26 protein-coding genes and 1 pseudogene are annotated in these 20,613 nt (G+C 55.7%); 14 read left to right on the top strand and 13 right to left on the bottom strand.

Annotation, left to right across the window (positions count from 1 at the left end; all coding sequences use genetic code 11):
• Positions 1 to 820: 820 nt before the first annotated feature.
• The 3 genes and pseudogenes from CJU81_RS05870 to CJU81_RS05860 form a co-directional block, all read right to left on the bottom strand.
• Complete coding sequence (locus CJU81_RS05870; RefSeq protein WP_095035872.1) at positions 821 to 1,702, bottom strand: hypothetical protein; 882 nt, start codon at positions 1,700 to 1,702, stop codon at positions 821 to 823.
• 154 nt (positions 1,703 to 1,856) lie between these two features.
• Positions 1,857 to 2,306 carry a phosphate-starvation-inducible protein PsiE gene (locus CJU81_RS05865; RefSeq protein ID WP_095035871.1) on the bottom strand — a complete coding sequence of 150 codons (450 nt, stop codon included), beginning with the start codon at positions 2,304 to 2,306 and terminating at the stop codon, positions 1,857 to 1,859.
• 142 nt (positions 2,307 to 2,448) lie between these two features.
• Positions 2,449 to 2,691 (bottom strand): annotated as a pseudogene (locus CJU81_RS05860) (phosphate-starvation-inducible PsiE family protein); the annotation flags it as partial.
• A 269-nt stretch (positions 2,692 to 2,960) separates the two neighbouring features.
• On the opposite strand from CJU81_RS05860, the gene CJU81_RS05855 reads away from it, so the two are divergent.
• The 3 genes from CJU81_RS05855 to CJU81_RS05845 all read left to right on the top strand — a co-directional run bounded on the left by CJU81_RS05855 (position 2,961) and on the right by CJU81_RS05845 (position 4,283).
• Complete coding sequence (locus tag CJU81_RS05855) at positions 2,961 to 3,218, top strand: YebG family protein (RefSeq protein WP_016781842.1); 258 nt, start codon at positions 2,961 to 2,963, stop codon at positions 3,216 to 3,218.
• Between the two features lie 78 nt (positions 3,219 to 3,296).
• Positions 3,297 to 3,872, top strand: coding sequence for an NAD(P)H-dependent oxidoreductase (locus CJU81_RS05850; protein WP_095035869.1), 576 nt, complete (start codon positions 3,297 to 3,299; stop codon positions 3,870 to 3,872).
• A 39-nt stretch (positions 3,873 to 3,911) separates the two neighbouring features.
• A complete protein-coding gene (locus tag CJU81_RS05845; RefSeq protein ID WP_095028959.1) occupies positions 3,912 to 4,283 on the top strand; it encodes a MerR family transcriptional regulator in 372 nt (123 codons plus the stop codon).
• Here CJU81_RS05845 and CJU81_RS05840 read toward each other — a convergent pair.
• The 4 genes from CJU81_RS05840 to hmgA all read right to left on the bottom strand — a co-directional run bounded on the left by CJU81_RS05840 (position 4,280) and on the right by hmgA (position 8,730).
• The gene (locus CJU81_RS05840) at positions 4,280 to 5,305 is read right to left on the bottom strand and encodes a Leu/Phe/Val dehydrogenase (protein ID WP_095035929.1); all 1,026 of its coding nucleotides are present in this window, start codon (positions 5,303 to 5,305) and stop codon (positions 4,280 to 4,282) included. The genes CJU81_RS05845 and CJU81_RS05840 overlap by 4 nt on opposite strands.
• 161 nt (positions 5,306 to 5,466) lie before the next feature.
• Entirely contained in the window at positions 5,467 to 6,105 is a 639-nt protein-coding gene (maiA, locus tag CJU81_RS05835) for a maleylacetoacetate isomerase (protein ID WP_095035868.1), read from the bottom strand.
• 12 nt (positions 6,106 to 6,117) lie between these two features.
• A complete protein-coding gene (gene fahA / locus CJU81_RS05830) occupies positions 6,118 to 7,422 on the bottom strand; it encodes a fumarylacetoacetase (RefSeq protein WP_095035867.1) in 1,305 nt (434 codons plus the stop codon).
• Positions 7,423 to 7,425: 3 nt separating this feature from the next.
• Positions 7,426 to 8,730 (bottom strand): homogentisate 1,2-dioxygenase, encoded by a 1,305-nt coding sequence (hmgA, locus tag CJU81_RS05825; protein ID WP_095035866.1) that lies wholly within the window; start codon positions 8,728 to 8,730, stop codon positions 7,426 to 7,428.
• 164 nt (positions 8,731 to 8,894) lie between these two features.
• Here hmgA and CJU81_RS05820 point away from each other — a divergent pair, with 164 nt between their 5' ends.
• Complete coding sequence (locus CJU81_RS05820) at positions 8,895 to 9,689, top strand: IclR family transcriptional regulator (protein ID WP_095035865.1); 795 nt, start codon at positions 8,895 to 8,897, stop codon at positions 9,687 to 9,689.
• A 12-nt stretch (positions 9,690 to 9,701) separates the two neighbouring features.
• Here CJU81_RS05820 and CJU81_RS05815 read toward each other — a convergent pair whose 3' ends face one another.
• The 3 genes from CJU81_RS05815 to CJU81_RS05800 form a co-directional block, all read right to left on the bottom strand.
• Positions 9,702 to 10,079 (bottom strand): hypothetical protein, encoded by a 378-nt coding sequence (locus tag CJU81_RS05815; RefSeq protein ID WP_095035864.1) that lies wholly within the window; start codon positions 10,077 to 10,079, stop codon positions 9,702 to 9,704.
• Positions 10,080 to 10,464: 385 nt separating this feature from the next.
• Positions 10,465 to 11,151 carry an LrgB family protein gene (locus tag CJU81_RS05805; protein WP_095035862.1) on the bottom strand — a complete coding sequence of 229 codons (687 nt, stop codon included), beginning with the start codon at positions 11,149 to 11,151 and terminating at the stop codon, positions 10,465 to 10,467.
• Complete coding sequence (locus CJU81_RS05800; protein WP_095035861.1) at positions 11,141 to 11,527, bottom strand: CidA/LrgA family protein; 387 nt, start codon at positions 11,525 to 11,527, stop codon at positions 11,141 to 11,143. Before CJU81_RS05800 ends, CJU81_RS05805 begins: the two co-directional genes overlap by 11 nt.
• Positions 11,528 to 11,626: 99 nt before the next feature.
• Between CJU81_RS05800 and CJU81_RS05795 the strand changes: the two genes are divergently transcribed.
• Positions 11,627 to 12,523 carry a LysR family transcriptional regulator gene (locus CJU81_RS05795; RefSeq protein WP_095035860.1) on the top strand — a complete coding sequence of 299 codons (897 nt, stop codon included), beginning with the start codon at positions 11,627 to 11,629 and terminating at the stop codon, positions 12,521 to 12,523.
• Here CJU81_RS05795 and CJU81_RS05790 read toward each other — a convergent pair.
• Positions 12,504 to 12,959, bottom strand: coding sequence for a flavodoxin (locus tag CJU81_RS05790; protein ID WP_095035859.1), 456 nt, complete (start codon positions 12,957 to 12,959; stop codon positions 12,504 to 12,506). The two genes, CJU81_RS05795 and CJU81_RS05790, sit on opposite strands and share 20 nt — an antisense overlap.
• Positions 12,960 to 13,059: 100 nt before the next feature.
• Between CJU81_RS05790 and CJU81_RS05785 the strand changes: the two genes are divergently transcribed.
• Together CJU81_RS05785 and CJU81_RS05780 are read left to right on the top strand one after the other, a co-directional pair.
• Positions 13,060 to 13,527, top strand: coding sequence for a PAS domain-containing protein (locus tag CJU81_RS05785; RefSeq protein ID WP_095035858.1), 468 nt, complete (start codon positions 13,060 to 13,062; stop codon positions 13,525 to 13,527).
• 58 nt (positions 13,528 to 13,585) lie between these two features.
• Positions 13,586 to 14,191 (top strand): hypothetical protein, encoded by a 606-nt coding sequence (locus CJU81_RS05780; RefSeq protein ID WP_095035857.1) that lies wholly within the window; start codon positions 13,586 to 13,588, stop codon positions 14,189 to 14,191.
• A 6-nt stretch (positions 14,192 to 14,197) separates the two neighbouring features.
• Here CJU81_RS05780 and CJU81_RS05775 read toward each other — a convergent pair whose 3' ends face one another.
• The gene (locus tag CJU81_RS05775) at positions 14,198 to 15,130 is read right to left on the bottom strand and encodes a MerR family transcriptional regulator (RefSeq protein ID WP_095035856.1); all 933 of its coding nucleotides are present in this window, start codon (positions 15,128 to 15,130) and stop codon (positions 14,198 to 14,200) included.
• A 262-nt stretch (positions 15,131 to 15,392) separates the two neighbouring features.
• On the opposite strand from CJU81_RS05775, the gene CJU81_RS05770 reads away from it, so the two are divergent.
• The 6 genes from CJU81_RS05770 (at position 15,393) to CJU81_RS05745 (ending at position 18,378) form a co-directional block, all read left to right on the top strand.
• A complete protein-coding gene (locus tag CJU81_RS05770; RefSeq protein WP_095035855.1) occupies positions 15,393 to 15,962 on the top strand; it encodes an antibiotic biosynthesis monooxygenase in 570 nt (189 codons plus the stop codon).
• An 88-nt stretch (positions 15,963 to 16,050) separates the two neighbouring features.
• Positions 16,051 to 16,761: a dihydromonapterin reductase gene (folM, locus tag CJU81_RS05765; RefSeq protein WP_095035854.1), complete on the top strand. Its 711-nt coding sequence runs from the start codon at positions 16,051 to 16,053 to the stop codon at positions 16,759 to 16,761.
• Between the two features lie 25 nt (positions 16,762 to 16,786).
• Positions 16,787 to 17,347, top strand: a complete 561-nt coding sequence (gene folE / locus CJU81_RS05760) for a GTP cyclohydrolase I FolE (protein ID WP_095035853.1) — start codon at positions 16,787 to 16,789, stop codon at positions 17,345 to 17,347.
• A complete protein-coding gene (gene folX, locus CJU81_RS05755) occupies positions 17,347 to 17,733 on the top strand; it encodes a dihydroneopterin triphosphate 2'-epimerase (protein ID WP_095035852.1) in 387 nt (128 codons plus the stop codon). Before folE ends, folX begins: the two co-directional genes overlap by 1 nt.
• Positions 17,734 to 17,747: 14 nt before the next feature.
• Positions 17,748 to 18,044, top strand: coding sequence for a DUF1244 domain-containing protein (locus tag CJU81_RS05750; RefSeq protein ID WP_095035851.1), 297 nt, complete (start codon positions 17,748 to 17,750; stop codon positions 18,042 to 18,044).
• Positions 18,037 to 18,378, top strand: a complete 342-nt coding sequence (locus CJU81_RS05745) for a HopJ type III effector protein (protein WP_095035850.1) — start codon at positions 18,037 to 18,039, stop codon at positions 18,376 to 18,378. The genes CJU81_RS05750 and CJU81_RS05745 overlap by 8 nt, the downstream gene beginning before the upstream one ends.
• A 181-nt stretch (positions 18,379 to 18,559) precedes the next feature.
• Here the strand turns inward: CJU81_RS05745 and trxB are convergent, their stop codons facing one another.
• Positions 18,560 to 19,522 carry a thioredoxin-disulfide reductase gene (gene trxB, locus CJU81_RS05740; RefSeq protein WP_016781820.1) on the bottom strand — a complete coding sequence of 321 codons (963 nt, stop codon included), beginning with the start codon at positions 19,520 to 19,522 and terminating at the stop codon, positions 18,560 to 18,562.
• Positions 19,523 to 19,834: 312 nt separating this feature from the next.
• Here trxB and cysZ point away from each other — a divergent pair, with 312 nt between their 5' ends.
• Positions 19,835 to 20,596 carry a sulfate transporter CysZ gene (gene cysZ / locus CJU81_RS05730; RefSeq protein ID WP_095035849.1) on the top strand — a complete coding sequence of 254 codons (762 nt, stop codon included), beginning with the start codon at positions 19,835 to 19,837 and terminating at the stop codon, positions 20,594 to 20,596.
• Positions 20,597 to 20,613: the final 17 nt, after the last annotated feature.

Here is a 20,613-nt window from a genome sequence, read left to right as displayed (position 1 = left end):
TGCGATTCGTTTTCGAGAAAAACCACCGAAATATTTTTCGTATCAATCATAAAAAAATCATCACATCCACTGAATTTTAATCAAAAAATAATATTTATGAACATCATTTTTATTATGTTCATAAATATGAAGATCCACAAATTTGAGTTTTAAAAGCCCTTTGAACATCATTTTTATTATGTTCGTAATTTCGTTAAAAAATCTTTGAACATAACTTTCGTTACATTCACCACTAGTCCAGCCCTTTAAATTCAAGGGGGGGATCGATATACGCGGGCGTGCGCGTTGCGCGCTAAAGAAAATCGTCAACAGCAAAAAAACAAACTAACCTAACAAAATCCATGTCGCTGAAAAAATAAAATGGAAACTTGATAATGGGAACAAAAAATTGGGAACTGGAAAACAAACCTTTGCGATTAGTAATTTTTAGAAAATCAATGCATTCCTCTTTTTTAGAAAAACACACTCGCTTCGCGGGAATTGAGCTTTTTTCCTAGAAGGTGATTTTCAGAATCCTTGCTTGTACTCAGGCCAGTTGTTGATTTAATCGATAAATCAAAAGCAGTTTTAAAGATATTTTAGTTTTATTATTTGTAGAATTTAAATAATTAATTGGATATTGCGATTTGAAGCGTTTCTAGTGGCTTCCTCGATGAGACACACCCGAAAATGCTTAGAACGCGAAATCATGGGCTTTATGACTCAATTCAGAGCATTGCACCAAGAATTAACAAACCGTGCAGTATTCACCACTAGTGCAGCACTAAAGTTGTTGAGCCAAAATCTTCAAATAAAAGCCTAATGACTCAACACCTCAATCTCACGACTTGAATTCTATACCGCTGAACATTTCATATGCTTGCTCATCATCATTTTTATTTCTTGGGATAATTACAGCAATGCTTTCATCATCTTTTTCAAAGAAATACGTGATAAATTTTTCGTCTTGATTTCGCTTTAACTCACAACCTCGCAGCGATGTAAAATCATTATCACTAGCAAAAGACAACGCATAGAAAAGGCTTTTAAATGTTGCGTCTTCAACAATGCTTTTATTTTCATCACAAATGTTAATTTGAATGCGCGTATCAATAGCCTTATCAAGACCCACAAAATCAATCATAAAATTATCAGCATCACCAATATTCACTGAATAAAGATTAGCTTTTTTACACATTTCCACAATGACGTTATTCTTAATTCTGCCAATACTAACCACTCGATTCGCAACGTCAAATTTAAAACGGTCAATGTCATTTCTGACATTCAACCATTTCAGACCAAGCGCATCACCCTGATTAGACATGTACGCTTCATAATCACTTGGCAGGGCTTTCAGATAATGTCTTTGATACTTTATTCTAAGATTAATGCCTTCAAAGCTAAAAACACTTTCAATATTTTCATTTTCATCTAAGTAAGACTCAACCTTACCTTCGCCAAGTGAGCTTTGTTGCAAATCACCAAGAGCATAAATAAACACAAGCGCTTCTTGCTTTGCAGTTACATAAAACTCTATGCATTTCATTTTGCTCATCAAAGCAAATGCAAATCCATTTTCTTTTTCAGCTTTGCAAAAAGAACAATCACCAAAATCTTCATAAATTTCGCCATTTGGCTTCTCTAAAACTACTTCGATTTTGTTGCTGACTTCCATCAACTGAAAAATATCACCCATATCGAACGGAACTGGCAGTTTCATTTTTGTCAATCCTTTAACTGATTCTTTAAGAGATTTATCAAGGCTTTTTGTCTTTCTTCTAATGAGACAAGTGTGTGCTGTTAACTAGAATGAGAGCGTGAGAGACGGAAAAAAATTGGGGTTCAAAATCAAAATCAAAAACCAATTAATTTTCTTATTCAGCCTTTTCTTTTACAGATGGATATTTTGAAGATGAAAATCTAACAACGAGAATCGAAACAGAAAGCAAAAGCACACCACCACAAACGTACAAAATGCCCATATCTGGCGCATTGTGATGTGAAACATCGCTAATCAAAAGCCTAATCAAAGCCGTAACGCCGATGTACAAAAGGAAGCGTAAAGGCATGTGATTTGTACGAAAATAAATGCCCGCCATAGCCAGCAATTCAAGAAATATGAAAAGCAGTAAAATATCATCAACGGAAATTTTAGGCTGTTGCAGCATGTCTATAAAGGTCGAAATCCCCGCATAAACCGTTACCACTCCGATTCCAAAAAGCGCAAGGTAATGAAACGTTTCTACGAACAGATTGCCGATTGAATCGGCACCACCATGAAGCTTTTTCCGCAGCGTTTCAGCCCATTTCACTTGTTCAGTCATTACCTACCACCATCAAAAAATTGAGCGATTCAAGCCAACCGCACGTTACGTCAAAAATAGATTACGCGCACCATGCCCCAGCATTCTCGGGACGTGCAAGGGTTTCGTCGCCCTGAAATGTATTGTTAGTAACGTAGACCTTCGTCTTGAAGTAAATCCCGACCATCGCACCCAACTCGAGGTAGATAAACAGCAGCAGGATGTCATCAATCGTGATGTTGCCCTTCTCCACCATCCCCAGAAATTCCATCACCGCAGCCCAGGCGGTGACCGCACCAATGGCAAACAACGCCAGGTAGTGGAAGGTTTCGACGAACAGGTTGCCCATCGACTCGGCCAGTTCATGAACCTGGCGACGTAGCTTCTCAGCTTTGTTAACTCTCACGATGCAGCTCCTTGAATCGACTCGAACGGATCATCCGCGATGCACATGACGCTTTTTACATGCAGAAAAAAGGCCATGTGGCAGCCTGATGCTGCTTACTTAAGATGATGGCGGACGGCTATTAGACACGTCAGGCACCTGCTGCGCCTATCAATTACAGCTAGAGTGAAAAAGCTGCTATTCAAATCCCGATGATTGGCTTATCCTTTTCGCTGTATATAAATACAGTAATCGCAAGATAATTTACGTGAAGGCATATGAGGTGGTAAATGGCCGTCGAAGTGGTATACCGCAGCAGCCGAGATCTGGAGCGTTTGTTCATGGATAAAGCCGAAGCTGACCGTCATGACAAAATGCTGGAACTGGCAGAATTGCTGGCCGAAGTATTGCAAAAAGCTGTGCCGTCCCTGAACGAGCAGCAAGTCGAAGAAGCCGGTATCTACATGGCGAAAAATCGCGATGTGTTTGCCAAGGCATTCAAGAGCCAGCCGGACGCCCTGTCCGAGTTGCTGGTCGACAGCGAGTAAGACTGCCGCGTACTCGCTTGACTCTCCCCTACGGGGCAGCCCCTACCCTCAAAGGCCTACTTTGAGGTTGGCGCCACGATGAGCAAGCGAGTACTGGTGATTCTCGGTCACCCCGGCACGAACAGTTTCTGTAGCGCACTGGCAGACAGCTACATAGCTGCGGCCAAAGATGCCAGCCATGATGTACGCGTCATGCGCCTGGGCGCCCTGCGCTTCGATCCGGTGCTGCACGAGGGCTACAGGCAGATACAGGCACTGGAGCCCGACTTGCTCGACGCTCAGGCCGACATTCTCTGGGCCGAACACCTGGTGCTGGTTTATCCGATCTGGTGGGGCGGGGTTCCCGCGCTGATGAAAGGCTTTTTCGATCGCATCCTGCTGCCCGGTTTCGCCTTTAACTATCGCCAGGGGAAGGCCTTCCCCGACAAGCTGCTCAACGGGCGCAGTGCGCATCTGCTGGTCACGATGGACACCCCGCCCTGGTACTACAAGTGGATTTACCGCATGCCGGGCCTGCATCAAATGCGTAAAAACACCCTGGCATTTTGTGGCATAAAGCCTTTGGCCACCCTGACCTTTGGCCCGATCCTCGGCGCCACCCCCACTCAACGAGCAACATGGCTGCAGCAAGCCCGCACGCTCGCGACCCGCTGAGCAGATCCTTGCTGACGGCCATTGAAAAAAGGACTTTTCATGTACATCGGCAAAGCCGCCCGCTTGTCCGGCACCACTATCAAAAGCATTCGTCACTACGAAGAAATCGGCCTGTTACCTCCGCCGCAGCGCCGTGGCGCTTATCGCGTTTACAGCGAGCAAAGCGTCGAGCTGCTGATGTTTATCAAGTGCGCGCAGCAATTGGGTTTCAAGCTCAAGGAAATGCAGGCGATTCTGGATCAGCACCGTGGCCAGACGCTGCCGTGGCAAGTGGTCGGTAACGCCATTGACAGCAAAAAACAGGCTGTGATGAATCAGATAGCGGCGTTGCAACAGGTACATGCGGGGCTGGTCGAGTTTGAATCACGCTTTGCAGCGCGAGCACCGGAGCTGGATTTGGCCTGTCATTAAGCTTCGGGGTACAACAAACGCTGCGCCAGCTCATCAGAAACCCTTGCCGGCGAACGCTTTTCGGCTTGGGCATGGGCATAGATGCCGGTAAGACGCTGGCTGATCCGCAGCAATTGCTGGTTGATGGCCTCGGGGGTGGCGTCTTCATGGGTCAGTGCCATGTAGATCAGCCCTCCGGAGTTGATGACGTAATCGGGTGCATACAAAATGCCCCGTCGTTCGAGCTGATCGGCCACTTGCAGATTGGTCAACTGGTTATTCGCGCATCCGGCCACAGCCGAGCAGCGCAGTTGCGCCACGCTATGCCAGTTCAGCACGCCTCCCAGGCCGCACGGTGCAAGAATGTCACAGGGTGTACTGAGCAAGGCTTCGCAGGCAATCGGGTGGGCGCCCAGTTGCTCCATGGCCAGGCGCACTTTTCCGGGGTCGGTATCACAAACCAGCAATTCAGCCCCCGCCGCATGCAGTTGCTCGGCCAGTGCATAGCCCACCTTGCCCAGCCCCTGCACCGCCACTCGCAAGCCCTCGAGATTGTCACTGCCCAAACGTGATGACGCCGTGCTGCGGATACCGGCAAACACCCCCATTGCGGTATGTGGCGAAGGGTCCCCCGCAGCGGTGGTACTGGTGACATGCCGGGTATGTTGGGCAATGCAGTCCATGTCCGCGGTTGATGTACCGCTGTCGATTGCGGTGATATAGCGCCCGTCCAGTTGCTCCACACAACGGCCAAAAGCCTCAAACAGCGCGGCGCGACTTTCGACATGGGCAGCACGCACCACCACCGCCTGGCCACCGCCTACGGCAAGGCCGGCCAGCGCCGCCTTGTAGCTCATGTCTTGAGCCAGACGAATGGCATCGTTCACCGCACTTTCGTCGTTGGGATACGCCAGATAACGGCAGCCCCCCAGCGCTGGTCCCAGATGAGTGTTGTGAATGGCAATCACGGCCTTGAGGCCGGTCACAGGGTCCACGCTAAGGTGCAACGACTCCAGCTTGGCGCTTTGCATGAGAGCAAACATCATCAGGCCCTCGAACGATTATGGGTATTCGCCAGTATAGGCGGCGCCAGAAAATCCGTTGAAGTGCGCAGGAATAAGCCTTTGCGGTTTTCAGGGTTTAGGACATATCCGCGAAGAAGAGATCCGGTGGGAGTAAGCCCGCTCCCACACACAGAGTGAGGTCAGGCCGGTGTGTCGAGCTGATTGGCCGGGTGCGCCGTGATAAACGCCGGATGCTTTTCTGCCAGCGCTGCCACCCGCGCAATGCGCGGGTAAGCCGCCAAGGGCACGTTGAACCGCTGCGCCGCATACAACTGCGGAATCAAGTACACATCCGCCAACCCCGGCTGCGGCCCGAAGCAATAGCCGCTGTCACCGATCAATTGCTCAATGGCACTCAGCCCTTGGCTGATCCAGTGACTGATCCACTGCACCACCTGCTCTTCACCCTGTCCCAACTGGCGCAGTTGGTTGAGCACACTGACGTTATGCAGCGGGTGGATATCGCAGGCCACCAGAGCCGCCACCGCCCGTTCGCGGGCGCGATCAGCAAGGTCCGCAGACAACAGCGCGACCTGCGGGTAGCGCTCTTCGAGGTATTCGATGATTGCCGGTGACTGGGTCAGCACATCGCCCTCGTCCGTGCGCAAAGCCGGCACGCGGCCTTGCGGGTTGATCGCCAGATACGCCGCCTGACGGTGTTCACCGCCAGGCGGGGCAACCAGGTTGACCGGCACAGCCTGATAATCCAACCCCTTGAGCGCCAGTGCAATGCGCACGCGGTAAGAGGACGTGGAGCGGTAGTAGGTAAAGAGTTGCATGACCCGCTCCTTTTAACGCGCCGCCACGACCTTGCCCCGGCACTCGCCAAAACCGATGGAGGCATGACCTTCACGGGTGCAGCGGGCACGCAGGATGATTTCGTCACCATCCTCCAGAAACTTGCGCACTTCGCCCGAGGCCAGTTCGATCGGGTGTTTGCCGCCCTCGGTGATTTCCAGCAGGCTGCCCAGTTGCGAACGATCCGGGCCCGACAAGGTGCCCGAGCCAAACAGGTCACCGGACTGCAACTGGCAACCGTTTACACTGTGATGAGCCACCAGCTGGGCCGCGGTCCAGTACATGTTCAGGCTATTGCTCAAACCCAGGCGATGGGCTGGCAGGTTCTGCTCGCGCATCGCCTGGGTAAGCAAAAGCACCTCAAGTTCGATATCCAGCGCGCCATTGGCTTGATCCCGGGTATCGAGCAAGTAAGCCAGTGGTTGCGGGTCACCCTCAGGACGGGCCGGTTGCGCGCGACGGAATGGCTCCAGTGCCTCGGCACTCACCACCCACGGCGAGATACTGGTGATAAAGCTTTTGGACAGGAACGGGCCCAGCGGCTGGTACTCCCAGGCCTGGATATCCCGTGCCGACCAGTCATTGAGCAGGCAGAAGCCGGCAATGTGCTCGGCGGCTTCGCTGACCGGAATGGCATCGCCCATCTCATTGCCCTGGCCCACCCAGATCCCCAGTTCCAGCTCGTAGTCCAGGCGAGCGCACGGGCCAAAGGTCGGCTCGGTCTGGCCTGCAGGCAAAGTTTGCCCTTTAGGGCGCCGAACTTCGGCACCGGACGGGCGAATGGTCGAGGCGCGCCCGTGATAGCCAATCGGTACATACTTGTAGTTGGGCAGCAGCGGGTTGTCGGGGCGAAACAGCTTGCCGACGTTTTTGGCGTGTTCGATGCCAACATAGAAGTCGGTGTAGTCACCGATTTTGGCCGGCAAGTGCAGTTGGCAATCAGCCGCCAGTGGCAGCAACCGCGAGCCCTGGGCTTCGATTTTGCCGCGCAGGGTGCTGCCCTCGCCCAGCAATTGCTGCAAACGTTCGCGCAAGGCAACCCGGGCACTGCGGCCCAGGGCAAAGTAGGCATTCAACGCGCCGCCCAACGAAGCCTCGACCGCAACCTTGGCCTGGCCTTCAAACAACCCCGCCGCCAACCCGGCCTCCAGATCGAATATGGAATCGCCAATGGCAACCCCGCTGCGTGGCGCCGAGCCATCAATGCTGAAAATACCCATCGGCAGGTTTTGCAGGGGGAAATCGCGATGACCATTGGCAGAGGCGATCCAGCTACGGGTCAAAGTGGACTGGGTCATGGGTTATCTCCGGTTAGGGGTGAAGGTCACAGGCAGCGTGGCCCAGCAAGCGTCGTAGTTCGATTGCAATTGCGGGCATTCAAGGGCAAACCGGCTTGGGCGCAGCACCTGGCTGGTCTCGAACATAAAGGCCATGGTGTTGTCGATTTTGCTCGGTTGCAGTTCGGCGGCAATGGCTTTGGTACAGGTTTCGCCATCCGGGCCGTGGGCGCTCATGCAACTGTGCAACGACGCACCGCCAGGCAGGAATCCTTCGGCCTTGGCATCGTAGTTGCCCTGGATCAAACCCATGTATTCGTTCATCAGGTTGCGGTGGAACCAGGGTGGCCGGAAGGTGTTTTCAGCCACCATCCAGCGCGGCGGAAATATCACGAAATCGAGGTTGGCCAGGCCAGGCACGCTGGTAGGCGAAGTCAGGACAGTAAAGATCGACGGGTCGGGATGGTCGAAGCTGACCGTGCCAATAGTGTTGAACCGGCGCAGGTCGTATTTGTACGGCACGTTGTTGCCATGCCACGCGACCACGTTCAGCGGCGAATGGTCCAGCTCGCAGCCCCACAGTTCCCCGAGGAATTTTTGCACCAGCGGGGTTGGCCGCTGGCCATCTTCGTAATGAGCGACAGGCGTCAGGAAGTCACGGGGGTTGGCCAGGCCATTGCTGCCAATCGGCCCCAGGTCAGGTAGACGTAACGGCGCACCGTGGTTTTCGGCCACATAGCCACGGGCCTGTGAATCAATCAGCTCGACACGAAACTTGAGGCCGCGCGGGATAACGGCAATTTCCAGAGGCTCCAGATCCAGGCGCCCCAGCTCAGTACAAATACGCAAGCGGCCCTGCTCGGGCACCAGCAGCAATTCGCCGTCGGCGTTGAAAAACACTCGCTGCATCGAGGTAGTGGCGCAGTAGTGGTAGATGCTGATGCCCGAAGGTTTATCTAACCCACTGTTGGCCACCATCCCCACCAGACCGTCGATAAAATCCGTAGCCTCGGCAGGAATCGGCAGCGGGTTCCAGCGCAAGCGATTCGGCGTTACCGGGCCCAAAGGGCCGCCAGCCAGTTGCCGCTCCAGCTTGACGAACGCCGGATGCCTGGCTGATGGCTGGATGCGGTACATCCAGGTACGCCGTGCCTCGCTACGGGCCATGGTGAATGCAGTGCCGGAGAACAGTTCGGCGTACAGGCCGTAGGGGGCTTTTTGCGGAGAGTTCTGACCTTCCGGCAGAGCGCCGGGCAATGCTTCGCTGCTGAATTCGTTGCCAAACCCGGACTGATAGCCAAGACCTGACGAAGGCGAATCGACGTTCATGGAGCCTCCAGCGTGGAGAAGGCAGTGGACTGCGCCCGGCGCTGGAAGCGCGTGCACGTCGCTGCGTTATTTTTATCGTAATTCAATTACGCATAACGTAATTTGATTGGTATTAAGCGTCAAGCTATAAAGACGCCCATTCGTCCCGAGATATAAGCCCTTCCATGGAAAAGCCCCGTAGCAGCAACGACAGCACCGGCAAGCAAAAAGTGCGTTCGGCCGAGGTCGGTACCGACATTCTCAAGGCCCTGGCCGAGCTGTCCCCCTCGACATCGCTGTCGCGCCTGGCTGAACACGTCCAGATGCCTGCGAGCAAGGTGCATCGCTATCTTCAGGCACTGATTGCCAGCGGCTTCGCAGAACAGAACGTCGCCACCAACCATTACGGTTTGGGCCGCGAGGCATTGCGCGTGGGGCTGGCCGCGCTCAACAGCATGGACGTGCTGAAAGTCGCCAGCCTGCCCTTGGCCGAGCTGCGCGACGACTTGAATGAAACCTGTTTTTTGGCGGTGTGGGGTAATCAGGGGGCAACTGTGGTGCACATTGAGCCAGCCGTGCGGGCAGTCACCGTAGTGACCCAACTGGGCTCGGTCCTGCCATTGCTAAGCTCATCCACAGGGCTGGTGTTTAACGCATTTTTGCCGGATCGCGAAACCGTCGACTTGCGCGAACTGGAGTTCAAGACCGACCAGGTACATCCGCTGCAAACACCTGAAGCCTACGCAGCGCTTTGCAGCCAGATCCGCAAGCGCGGCTTGCACTTCGTGCATGGTTTGCTGATGCCTGGCGTCGATGCCTTGTCGGCCCCGGTGTTCAATGCAACTGGCCAGGTGGCAGCTGTACTGACCGTAGTTGGCCCAACGTCGCTGTTTCATGCCGATGAAAACGGGCCAGCAGCCAAACGCTTGCTGGCTGCCAGCCAGGCCATCAGTTGGCGGATGGGCTATCAACCCGCCTGACGGCTCGCCGTTTCAAAACACCCACTCGTATTTGGCTTCATCGAGCAGGTCTTTCATCATCTGCTCGATGTCGGCCATAGAAGGTTGATCAATTCGCAGACTGTCATCGAATGTCCAGGATTGGGAAAATATGCCCGTTTCCCAGTCATCATGCTTCTGCACAGCGCCCCACTCCAGGGTATCCAAACCCAGGCCCAGCAGATTCTGGCTATACGTCAGGGTCAGATCAACTATGTTGTTCACTGTATTGATATAGATGCTTTTGCAGTCCAGGCCCTGGGGCCGGAGTCGCTCATCAAGAAACGAACGCACACGCTCGATCACTTCTGCGTTGGGTTTGAGGCTGAAGCTGTCTATCGGCGGTGGTGCGGACTTGTCATTGCGGGTCATGGTGAACCTCCTGTTATTGCCCCCGGCCGATCCAGCCTCGTGCTGTGATCAAGTCTGCCGGAAGAAACCTTGTGAAGGGTCATTCAACACTGAGCTTGCACCCAAGGTGCGATACATAGTTACCGCACAGGGACTATTGCCGTAGCTGTAATACAGATTGTCGTAAACCGGGCTTACTCCGCTGCGGGCCAGCCCTTAAGCTTGCCGGACTTCGCAACATGGACATGCATCGAGTCGCATCGACTCTGCCCTCCCCGATTTACCCTGACGTTGATTTGTAGCTCCTTGATGAACGTCTTCCTTGGCCGCTGTTTTTCAGCGGCCTTTTTTATGCCCGTGAAAATCAGCGCCCAGCCATGCAACCACTGCCGGGCAAGCGGGCGAGTTAAAACACCATCGCCAGCAACGGCGCAGCAAACAGATTGAGGATGCCGGTCAGAACCATCACCAGCCCCGCCACAGAACCCTCTTCGCTGCCCACTTCGCGGGCACGGCTGACACCCGCGCCATGCGCGCCGATACCAAACAGGGCACCGCGGGCCAGGCTGCTGCGCAGGGGTAGCCACTTGAGCAAAATACCGCCCAGCAACGCACCAAATACGCCGGTAAACATCACAAATACCGCTGTAAGCTCAGGCACGCCGCCAAGGTCCTGTGCCAGCGGCATGGCAAACGGCGTGGTGATGGAGCGCGGCACTAACGACATGGTCAGTGAAGTATCCAGCGCCAGCGCCCGGGCCAGCCAGAATGAGCTGGCGATGGATGCCGCGCTGCCCGCCAGCATCCCCAGCAGCAACGCCACCCAGTGCCGCGCCAGCAACTTGCGCTGCTGCCAGATCGGTACAGCAAAGGCCACCGTCACCGGCCCCAGAACGAGCATCAACCAATGGGTATTGCTTGAGTATTCGGCATAGGCGGTGTGCAACGGCACGGCCACAGCAAGCAGCAAGGCCGGCACCAGGATCAGCGGCGACAGCAGATAACGCCCGGTGCGTCGGTACAACCAGCGGCTGAAGCCGTAGGTCGCCAGCGTGAACAGCAGCCAGAACATGGGCATCAGCTCAAACTTCATGACGCATCCTCCAACGGCATACAGCCTCAACGGTAAACGCCGTCACCACCATCACCAGCAAGGTGCTGACGCCAATCACCAGCAGGATGCGCCAGCCTTCATCGCGCACGATCACGCCGTAATCGAGAAGGCTCATCAGGGCGGGGATGAAAAACAGCAACATCTCGGCCATCAACACCCCGGCCCCCAGCTGCAGGGTCGCCGGCTTGACCCAGCCCAGGGCAAACGCAAGCAGCAACAAAGCCATGCCCACTACACCGCCGGGGATCGGCAAGTGCCCCCAGGTCGCCAACTGGCAGCCCAGGAAATACAGCGCCAGCAACACGGCCAATTCACTGACCAATCGACCCAGGCGTTTTACATCAAAGCGTTTCATGTTGTTTCCATCTCTGACAGGTTTTCAGTTTAAAGAGCCTGCTAACATCCCGAAAACGAATTGTCAGACTTATAGCCATTCCAAAATGGAATTCAGCCAATGGAATTCAAACACCTGCGCACTTTTGTCGAAGTCGCACGCCTGGGCGGCTTTACCCCGGCCGCCCACAGCTTGCATATCAGCCAGTCAGCGGTGAGCAAGCAGGTCGCACAGCTTGAACATAGCCTTGGCACGCCGCTGTTTGACCGCCTGGGCTCTCACGTCAGGCTGACGGCAGCGGGCAATGTGGTGTTACAACGAGCCGAAGGTATGCTGCGTTTGCACCGGGAATTGTTGAGCGAGCTTGACGACTTGAGCCATATGACCCGAGGTGAGCTGCGGCTAGGCCTGCCATTGCTGGGCAGCAACACGCTGTTTGCCGGACTGTTTGCCGAATACCGCCGACGCTATCCGAATATTCAGGTGCATCTGGTCGAAGAAGGCAGCTTGAATATCGAACAGGCAGTACTGAGCGGCGATCTGGAACTAGGTGGCAGCCTGACTCCGAAGAATCCCGCGTTTGCTTATCAGCCGTTTTGTGACGAACCGCTGGACGTGTTGCTTGCGGCCGATCATCCGCTGGCCGAGGGGCCGGGGGTGCGGCTTGAGCAATTGGCTGATACGCCCTTTTTGCTCTACCAGCGCAGCTTTGTGCTCAACGACCGTGTGCTAAAGGCCTGCCAGCAAGCGGGTTTTACCCCCAAGGAAGGCGGACGCAGTGGTCAGGCAGATTTTCTGGTGGCGCTGGTGGCCGCTGGCCAGGGCGTGGTGTTGCTGCCAAGCGTGGTAGCCCGCGGCCTGGTGCGCCCAGGGATAGTACGGCTCAAACTGATTGCACCGCACGACTTGCGTTGGGATATCGCGTTTATCTGGCGCGATGGCGCATATTTGTCACGGGCAGCCCAAGCCTGGCTTGAGCTGCTGCGTGAACGCCCGGTTACTGGCTCAGTGCTTTGATCCAGTCTGCAATCCAGGGCTCGGAATCTTCCTCAGGTGTCACCGTGACACTGGAGTCCAGGCGCAGCATTGGCTGCACTTCACGTACGCCAAGCTCGGCAAAAAGCTCGCGCATTTGCTCGCCACCGCCACAGAAGGTGTCGCCGTAGCTCTCATCACCCAAGGCGATTACGCCGCCGGGCAGGCCACGCCAGGCGGCTGGCAGTTGGTCACGAATGGCGCTGTATAACGCCACAAGATTGTCTGGCAGTTCGCCCATACCAGTGGTCGAAGTCACGGCCAGCAAGGCTTGCGGGTCGAACGCCTGGACATCGGCAAGGGTGGCGCGGGAATTGAGCAAAACCTCAAAACCGGCATCAGTGAGCAGTTGCTTGGCATTGCGGGCGACTTCTTCAGCCGTGCCGTATACCGAGCCGCAAAGGATGGCGACTTTCATCAATCTGATCCTGTAACTGACTAAAAGGCCGGGATATTAACAGGTCTGGCAGCGATGCCTTACCATGCGCCCAACTGCATGCTTCCAGGAGAGCAACACAATGATCAACGCCCGCTTGTTACAGCGCATGGTAGACGCGTCCCAGGACGGCATTGTGGTTGCCGAACAAGAGGGTGAAGACAACATTCTGATTTATGTAAACAACGCCTTTGAAACCCTGACCGGCTACTGCCGTGACGACATCCTGTATCAGGACTGCCGTTTTTTGCAGGCCGGTGACCGCGACCAGCAGGGCCTGCAGTTGATCCGCGAAGCCATTGCCAGCGGCCAGCCAACCCGCCAGATCCTGCGCAACTACCGCAAGGACGGCACGCATTTCTGGAATGAGCTGTCGATCACCCCGGTATTCAACGAGAACGACAAGCTGACGTACTTTATTGGCGTGCAAAAAGATGTCACCCATTACGTCAAAGCCGAGCAACGGGTGGCGCAGCTCGAAGCCCAGTTGGCAGCTGCACAGACCGAACTGCAAGCGCTCAAGGCGACGAGCGGATTAAACAAAAGCTGAAAAAAGCGGTCTGATAATCGCAATGACGATTTTTCAGACACTTTTTTGAGCCCCATCCATGTCTCACGATGCCCTTTTGACTCAGGACGAGCTGGATTTCATACAAACGATGCACCAAAACCCGCTGCTGAATGTACGGGATGCATCGTCCAGCCTCATGGTTAACGGGATGTCGCAAATCCGTGATTTGCTGACACGTCTGGCAGCCCATGAACAGGTCACCATCCAGGCGCAATTTGCCAATCAGCAAATGAGCTTTCCGCTGCGTCTGGTTGAAGACGAATTTCATGCCCAGCATCTGCAACTGGGTGCCCCGAGTATCTTCGAAGACGGACCAAAAGCTCGCCCCTGGCGCATGACGCTGACCGAACCGGTGCCGCTGGAAAACATCCGCGGCAAAGCCGGCCACTTGTGGATCACCGAACTGTCGTTCAAAGGGGTCCTGGCCGAAATGCGCCATGACAGCCAACCGCCACGCCAGTTTGCCCAGTGGTTCAGCCCTGGCGGATATGAGCGCATTGCCCTGCGCGGCACCCTGGAGCGCAAGACCGAGCTGGGCCTTTATGCCTATCGTCTAAGCCAGCGCAACAAGGGCGAAACCGAGCGGCTGCGCCAATACATCCTGCAACAACACCGTCTGACGCACCCCGGCCTGCACGCCTGATATCGCTCAGCCGCCCAGGGTAGCCTTGAGATCAGCATCCAGACGCTGATTGATCAAGCGCGCCTCGCTGCCCAAACAAGCGATGGATGAACCGCACAGCGCCTCTTGTGCCACATTCGCAGCCTCACCGGCCAGCGACACCGAACAATTCAAGGTTTGCGCCAGCCGCACCAGCCTGCGCTGTTGAGCCGTGCTCAGCGCATGGCTGGCAAACAGCACAACAGCCTGCGGCTCAAGCTTCTGGCAAACCAGCGACAACTCCTCCAGTGGCTGGCCGACAGCCAGCACCCGAACCATCCGATCATTGCGGCTCAGCAGCAAGCCTGTGACCAGCAGCTCAAGTTCAAGGCACAGCTCGGGCATGCCCACCACAACCACACACTGCCCGGCCTGCGGGGCCTGCAATTGCAAACGATGCTGCACCCGCCCGCGCAGAAACCCGTCCAGCAGCAACCATTCGCTGGTGCGACCAAACACGTCCCGGGTTCTGTGCAGTTGACTCCACAACGGCAGAAAAATCCCCTGAAACACAACTTCAATCGGGTAACTGGAAAAAATCTGCCCGTACAGGCGCTCCAGCTCAGGCTCGTTGAACGCCGTCAGAGCTTTGCCAATACGGGTTTGCCAGTCGCTGTATTCGCTGGCCAGCGGCTGCGGGTCTTCGACAGGCAGACTGCTGGCAAGCAATTGCGCGACTTTGCTGACAGAAACGCCACGCTCAAGCCAGCCCATCACCTGACGGATTGTTCCAATATCGGTCGCTGAATACAGGCGATGCCCACTTTCGGTGCGTTTTGGTTCAATCAAACCATAGCGTCGCTCCCAGGCGCGCAGGGTTACCGGATTGATGCCCGTGAGCCTGGCCACTTCCCGGATCGGATACAGGCCCTGGCAATCATCAGCCTGGGCAATGGGCTCAAGTTCAGTAATCACGGGCATCGGGCGGGCAACGATCAGAAAGGGATGACTGGATTCTACCTGCCATTCAAGCCCCTGTGGGAGCGGGCTTGCTCGCGATGGCATCACCGCGGTTGCCCTGACACACAGCGCGGCCTGCATCGCGGGCAAGCCCGCTCCCACAAAAGGCGTTGCGTGCATTCAGGAACAATCCTTGCTTGTTTTTACAGACACGGCCCACCACCCCGGCGCTGTGTTTTGTGATTGCCCTACCCGGGCAGCATCAGCCTCATGGAGATACACAATGTCTACCTCCCCTGTCACCCTGATGGTTGCGCGCCGCGTCGCCAAAGGCCGCTATCAGGAACTGATCGCCTGGCTACACGAAGGCGAACAACTGGCCACCGACTTCGCCGGCTACCTGGGTTCGGGTGTATTGGCCCCGCCGCCTGGCGACGACGAATTTCAAATCATCTTCCGCTTTGCCGACGAAGCCACCTTGCATGCCTGGGAGCATTCGGTCTCGCGCAAGGCCTGGTTGCTGCGCGGCAGCGACCTCTTCGCCAACCCGTCGGAGCACCGTGTCAGCGGCATCGACGGCTGGTTTGGCACTGTCGGGCAAAGACCGCCCCGCTGGAAACAGGCCGTTGCCATCTGGCTGGCGTTTTTTCCGGTCTCGCTCCTGTTCAACTTTGTCTGTGCGCCCTTGCTCGCCGAGCTGAGCCTGTTGCCACGGGTTCTGGTCAGCACGCTGGCCCTGACACCACTGATGGTTTATCTGTTTATTCCACTGTCTACACATTTGCTGGCCGCCTGGCTGCACAGCACGCCAGGCAAACCCCTGCGCAGTACCATAGCGGCACATCGCAACTAAACTCGGATTTGGGCTTCAGGTCGCGGACACTGGTATAGTTTTGCCATTGCGCCGCGACTGTTTCCGGCTTTTGTAAACCGAGTCCGTCATGCCCACTTCTTCTGCCCCGATTCTGATCACCGGTGCCGGCCAGCGCATTGGTCTGCACTGTGCGCAGCGTTTGCTGGCAGACGGCTACGCGGTGGTGTTTACCTACCGCAGTGAAAAACCCGGCGTACAGACCCTGCGCGAACTGGGCGCGACCGCACTGTTTGCCGACTTCTCGAGCGAAGCCGGCATTCTCGATTTTATCGGGCGCCTCAAAAAACACACCGACAGCCTGCGGGCGATTGTTCACAACGCTTCGGCCTGGCTGGAAGAAACCCCACAGACAGAAACCAGCGCGTTCATACACATGTTCAGCGTGCACATGCTCGCGCCCTATCTGATCAACCTGCACTGCAGCGACATGCTCAAACGCTCGAACCCGGCGGACATCGTGCATATCAGTGATGATGTGACGCGCAAGGGCAGCAGCAAGCACATCGCCTATTGCGCCACCAAGGCCGGGCTCGACAGCCTGACCCTGTCATTCGCGGCTAAACTGGCGCCACAGATCAAAGTCAACGGCATTGCCCCGGCCATGCTGATGTTCAACCCCGACGACGATGCGGCGTACCGCACCAAAGCGCTGGCCAAATCCGTGCTGGGCATCGAGCCCGGCGCCGAGGTGATCTACCAGAGCCTGCGCTACCTGCTGGATAACCCCCATGTGACCGGCACTACCCTGACCGTCAACGGCGGCCGGCATTTAAAATAATGCCGCCCCGCGAGGAAGTACTTAGATGAGCGCATCACTGCCTGAGCATTACCGCGAGATTCTTATTGGTTTAGGCGAAGACCCTGAGCGCGAAGGCCTGCTCGACACCCCCAAGCGTGCTGCCAAAGCTATGCAGTACTTGTGTCATGGTTATGAGCAGAGCCTGGACACCCTCGTCAACGGCGCCCTGTTTGCATCCGACAGCGACGAAATGGTGATCGTGGCCAATATCGAGCTGTACTCGCTGTGCGAGCATCACCTGCTGCCGTTTATCGGCAAGGCCCATGTGGCCTACATTCCTACGGGCAAAGTACTGGGCTTGTCGAAAATCGCCCGCATCGTCGACATGTTTGCCCGGCGCCTGCAGATCCAGGAAAACCTCACCCGGGAAATTGCTGACGCCATCGAAAGCGTGACCCAGGCTGCCGGCGTGGCTGTAGTGATAGAAGCCCAGCACATGTGCATGATGATGCGCGGCGTAGAAAAACAGAATTCGACCATGAACACCTCGGTCATGCTCGGCGCGTTTCGCGAACCGAGCACCCGCATGGAGTTCTTGCAACTGATTGGACGGAGCAAGCCTTAATGCCACAACTTCAGCCAGGAATGGCCCGTATTCGCGTCAAGGACCTGTGCCTGCGCACCTATATCGGTATCAATGAGGAAGAGATCCTCAACAAGCAGGATGTGCTCATCAACCTGACCATCCTTTACGCGGCGCAGGAAGCGGTTCGTGATAACGATATCGACCACGCGCTCAATTACCGCACCATCACCAAGGCCGTGATCCAGCACGTCGAAGAGAACCGCTTTGCCCTGCTTGAGCGCCTGACCCAGGAGTTGCTGGATCTGGTGATGACCAACGACGCGGTGCTATATGCCGAAGTCGAAGTCGACAAACCGCACGCGCTGCGCTTTGCCGAATCGGTATCGATTACGCTGGCGGCAAGCCGTCAGACTGCAACCTCATAACCCCGGTGAACCCCATGACACCTCAAGAACAACTTGAACTGGAGGCAGCCGCCTTTCGCCGCCTGGTCGCGCACCTGGACAGCCGCAAGGACGTGCAAAATATTGACCTGATGAACCTCTCGGGTTTTTGCCGCAACTGCCTGTCCAAGTGGTACAAGGCCGCGGCAGACGAGCGCCAGATCGACATCAGCCTCGATGACGCCCGCGAAGTGGTGTACGGCATGCCGTATGCCGAGTGGAAAGCCCAATACCAGAAAGAAGCCAGCGCCGAGCAGGCTGCGGCGTTCGACCAAGGAAAAAAGCATGACTGATTTGAACACCCTGAGCGCCAGCCTCAACAGCGGCGAGCACGTTTTTGCCGACACCCTGGCGTTTATTGCCGCGCATTACGATTACCAGCCTCTGGCATTCAGCAACGGCGCTGTGGAAAACGCAGCCGGGCAGAACGAAGGCTCTTGCAAGACCCTGGGCCTGGCCCTGCTGGAAGGTTTGAGCGACCAGGAAGCACTGCTGGCTTTCGGCGAACATTACCGTTCGGTTCTGGCCACGCCTGAAGGCACAGACCACAGCAATATCCGCGCACTAATTGCCCATGGCCTGGGCGGTGTGAAATTCGAAGCGCAACCGCTGACCCGCAAGGCATAACGCAAAACTGTAGATACTCTGTTGCAGGTCAAGCCTTATTGTGGGAGCGAGCCTGCTCGCGAACGACCTTCGCGAGCAGGCTCGCTCCCACAGTTGCAGTGTTTCTGTAGCTGCTACGAAATCCCTTGCTCCAGAAAACAAAAAAACCGGCCAAGGCCGGTTTTTTTGTTGGGGTGGGCTATCAGAACTGAGCGTTCTGCAGGCCGTCCAGGTAACGTTCGGTGTCCAGCGCTGCCATGCAGCCTGCGCCAGCCGAGGTGATGGCCTGACGGTACACGTGGTCTGCCACGTCGCCCGCAGCAAACACGCCTTCGACGCTGGTCGCAGTAGCATTGCCTTCACGGCCGCCCTGCACAACCATGTAACCGTCTTTAAGCTCTAGCTGGCCTTCGAACAACGAGGTGTTCGGCGTGTGGCCGATGGCGATGAATACGCCATCAACTTTCAGCTCGTCAAAGCTGCCGTCGTTGTTTTTCAGGCGCGCACCGGTCACACCCATGTTGTCGCCCAGCACTTCATCCAGGGTCGCGTTCAGCTTGAGCTCGATCTTGCCTTCCGCTACACGGGCGTGCAGCTTGTCGATCAGGATCTTCTCGGCGCGGAAGGTTTCACGACGGTGAACCAAGGTCACTTTACTGGCGATATTGGCCAGGTACAGCGCCTCTTCAACCGCGGTGTTACCACCACCCACTACGGCAACAGGCTTGTTGCGGTAGAAGAAACCATCACAGGTCGCACAGGCAGAAACGCCTTTGCCCATAAATGCTTCTTCAGACGGCAGGCCCAGATAACGGGCGCTGGCGCCGGTAGCGATGATCAGTGCGTCGCAGGTGAACGTACCGCTGTCACCCTTGAGGGTGAACGGACGGTTTTTCAGATCCACTTCATTGATGTGGTCGAAAATGATTTCAGTCTCGAAACGCTCGGCATGCTCACGCATGCGCTCCATCAAGGCCGGGCCGGTCAGGCCGTGAACATCACCGGGCCAGTTGTCGACTTCGGTAGTGGTGGTCAACTGACCGCCAGCCTGCATGCCCGTGATCAGCAGTGGTTTGAGGTTGGCGCGGGCCGCATAAACAGCGGCGCTGTAACCGGCAGGGCCGGAGCCCAGAATAATCACACGCGAATGACGTACTTCAGACATGACTCACTCCTATGACCGCCCGCATTGAAACCGGGTCGGAACGCCGCTTTACCGGCTGGAATAAAAAAGAAACCGTAAACCTGCCCAGGCTATGCCTGCAACGCGCAGATCCTGAAAAATATGGGTGAAGCATATAGAGGCCGCAGAGAGTAAGGAAATACGCATTAACAATCCAGCTCATAGCAGGTCTCTATGTAGTCGAAGTCGATTTTAGACGGCTTTGTTACAGTTATTGTCGATACTGCGACAAGGCTTTCGTCCTGCCGATAAAGCCGTTAAGGTCGCCCGGTTTTCCTTTGCTCGGAGTGCTCTATGCCCGCCCCCGTTCTCTCTGGCCCGCAGTACCTGCGTGAAGGCCTGAAGCTGGTCTTAAGCCCAGGCTTGCGCCTGTTCGTGCTGCTGCCGTTGCTGATCAATCTGGTGCTGTTCGTCGGATTGATTTACTTCGCCGGGCATCAGTTCAGCCTGTGGGTCGATACGCTGATGCCGACCCTGCCCAACTGGCTCAGTTTCCTCAACTACGTGTTATGGCCGCTATTTGTGGTACTGGTGGCGTTGATGGTGTTTTTCACCTTCACCATGCTGGCCAATATCATTGCCGCGCCATTTAACGGTTTTCTCTCGGAAAAGGTCGAAGCCGTGGTGCGCGGAGTCGATAATTCGCCGCCTTTCAGCTGGGGTGAACTGGCCGCCATGGTGCCGCGCACCCTGGCCCGTGAAATGCGCAAGCTGGGCTACTTTCTGCCTCGGGCCATTGCGTTGCTGATTCTCTCGTTTATCCCGGTACTCAACCTGATCGCGGCACCGCTGTGGCTACTGTTCGGGATCTGGATGATGGCCATCCAGTACATTGACTACCCGGCCGACAACCACAAGCTGGGCTGGAACGAGATGCTCGCCTGGCTGCGCGAGAAGCGCTGGCAGAGCATGAGCTTTGGCGGCATTGTCTACCTGGTGCTGCTGATCCCGGTGGTCAATATCCTGATGATGCCCGCAGCCGTCGCCGGCGCAACCCTGTTCTGGGTGCGTGAGCGTGGCGATGAAGCGCTGGCAGCCGCCAATCGCAGCCGCTGACTTCATAATTCCATCAT

Origin of the sequence: Pseudomonas fragi (assembly GCF_002269505.1) — a bacterium.
Taxonomy (GTDB): Bacteria; Pseudomonadota; Gammaproteobacteria; order Pseudomonadales; family Pseudomonadaceae; genus Aquipseudomonas; species Aquipseudomonas fragi_D.
This window is presented reverse-complemented; position numbering and strand designations above follow the sequence as displayed.

Bases quoted from the DNA above. Each gene is read 5' to 3' on its own strand.
- CJU81_RS05870 (WP_095035872.1), bottom strand. From the start codon at position 1,702: ATGAAACTGCCAGTTCCGTTCGATATGGGTGATATTTTTCAGTTGATG.
- CJU81_RS05865 (WP_095035871.1), bottom strand. From the start codon at position 2,306: ATGACTGAACAAGTGAAATGGGCTGAAACGCTGCGGAAAAAGCTTCAT.
- CJU81_RS05855 (WP_016781842.1), top strand. From the start codon at position 2,961: ATGGCCGTCGAAGTGGTATACCGCAGCAGCCGAGATCTGGAGCGTTTG.
- CJU81_RS05850 (WP_095035869.1), top strand. From the start codon at position 3,297: ATGAGCAAGCGAGTACTGGTGATTCTCGGTCACCCCGGCACGAACAGT.
- CJU81_RS05845 (WP_095028959.1), top strand. From the start codon at position 3,912: ATGTACATCGGCAAAGCCGCCCGCTTGTCCGGCACCACTATCAAAAGC.
- CJU81_RS05840 (WP_095035929.1), bottom strand. From the start codon at position 5,305: ATGTTTGCTCTCATGCAAAGCGCCAAGCTGGAGTCGTTGCACCTTAGC.
- maiA (WP_095035868.1), bottom strand. From the start codon at position 6,105: ATGCAACTCTTTACCTACTACCGCTCCACGTCCTCTTACCGCGTGCGC.
- fahA (WP_095035867.1), bottom strand. From the start codon at position 7,422: ATGACCCAGTCCACTTTGACCCGTAGCTGGATCGCCTCTGCCAATGGT.
- hmgA (WP_095035866.1), bottom strand. From the start codon at position 8,730: ATGAACGTCGATTCGCCTTCGTCAGGTCTTGGCTATCAGTCCGGGTTT.
- CJU81_RS05820 (WP_095035865.1), top strand. From the start codon at position 8,895: ATGGAAAAGCCCCGTAGCAGCAACGACAGCACCGGCAAGCAAAAAGTG.
- CJU81_RS05815 (WP_095035864.1), bottom strand. From the start codon at position 10,079: ATGACCCGCAATGACAAGTCCGCACCACCGCCGATAGACAGCTTCAGC.
- CJU81_RS05805 (WP_095035862.1), bottom strand. From the start codon at position 11,151: ATGAAGTTTGAGCTGATGCCCATGTTCTGGCTGCTGTTCACGCTGGCG.
- CJU81_RS05800 (WP_095035861.1), bottom strand. From the start codon at position 11,527: ATGAAACGCTTTGATGTAAAACGCCTGGGTCGATTGGTCAGTGAATTG.
- CJU81_RS05795 (WP_095035860.1), top strand. From the start codon at position 11,627: ATGGAATTCAAACACCTGCGCACTTTTGTCGAAGTCGCACGCCTGGGC.
- CJU81_RS05790 (WP_095035859.1), bottom strand. From the start codon at position 12,959: ATGAAAGTCGCCATCCTTTGCGGCTCGGTATACGGCACGGCTGAAGAA.
- CJU81_RS05785 (WP_095035858.1), top strand. From the start codon at position 13,060: ATGATCAACGCCCGCTTGTTACAGCGCATGGTAGACGCGTCCCAGGAC.
- CJU81_RS05780 (WP_095035857.1), top strand. From the start codon at position 13,586: ATGTCTCACGATGCCCTTTTGACTCAGGACGAGCTGGATTTCATACAA.
- CJU81_RS05775 (WP_095035856.1), bottom strand. From the start codon at position 15,130: ATGCCCGTGATTACTGAACTTGAGCCCATTGCCCAGGCTGATGATTGC.
- CJU81_RS05770 (WP_095035855.1), top strand. From the start codon at position 15,393: ATGTCTACCTCCCCTGTCACCCTGATGGTTGCGCGCCGCGTCGCCAAA.
- folM (WP_095035854.1), top strand. From the start codon at position 16,051: ATGCCCACTTCTTCTGCCCCGATTCTGATCACCGGTGCCGGCCAGCGC.
- folE (WP_095035853.1), top strand. From the start codon at position 16,787: ATGAGCGCATCACTGCCTGAGCATTACCGCGAGATTCTTATTGGTTTA.
- folX (WP_095035852.1), top strand. From the start codon at position 17,347: ATGCCACAACTTCAGCCAGGAATGGCCCGTATTCGCGTCAAGGACCTG.
- CJU81_RS05750 (WP_095035851.1), top strand. From the start codon at position 17,748: ATGACACCTCAAGAACAACTTGAACTGGAGGCAGCCGCCTTTCGCCGC.
- CJU81_RS05745 (WP_095035850.1), top strand. From the start codon at position 18,037: ATGACTGATTTGAACACCCTGAGCGCCAGCCTCAACAGCGGCGAGCAC.
- trxB (WP_016781820.1), bottom strand. From the start codon at position 19,522: ATGTCTGAAGTACGTCATTCGCGTGTGATTATTCTGGGCTCCGGCCCT.
- cysZ (WP_095035849.1), top strand. From the start codon at position 19,835: ATGCCCGCCCCCGTTCTCTCTGGCCCGCAGTACCTGCGTGAAGGCCTG.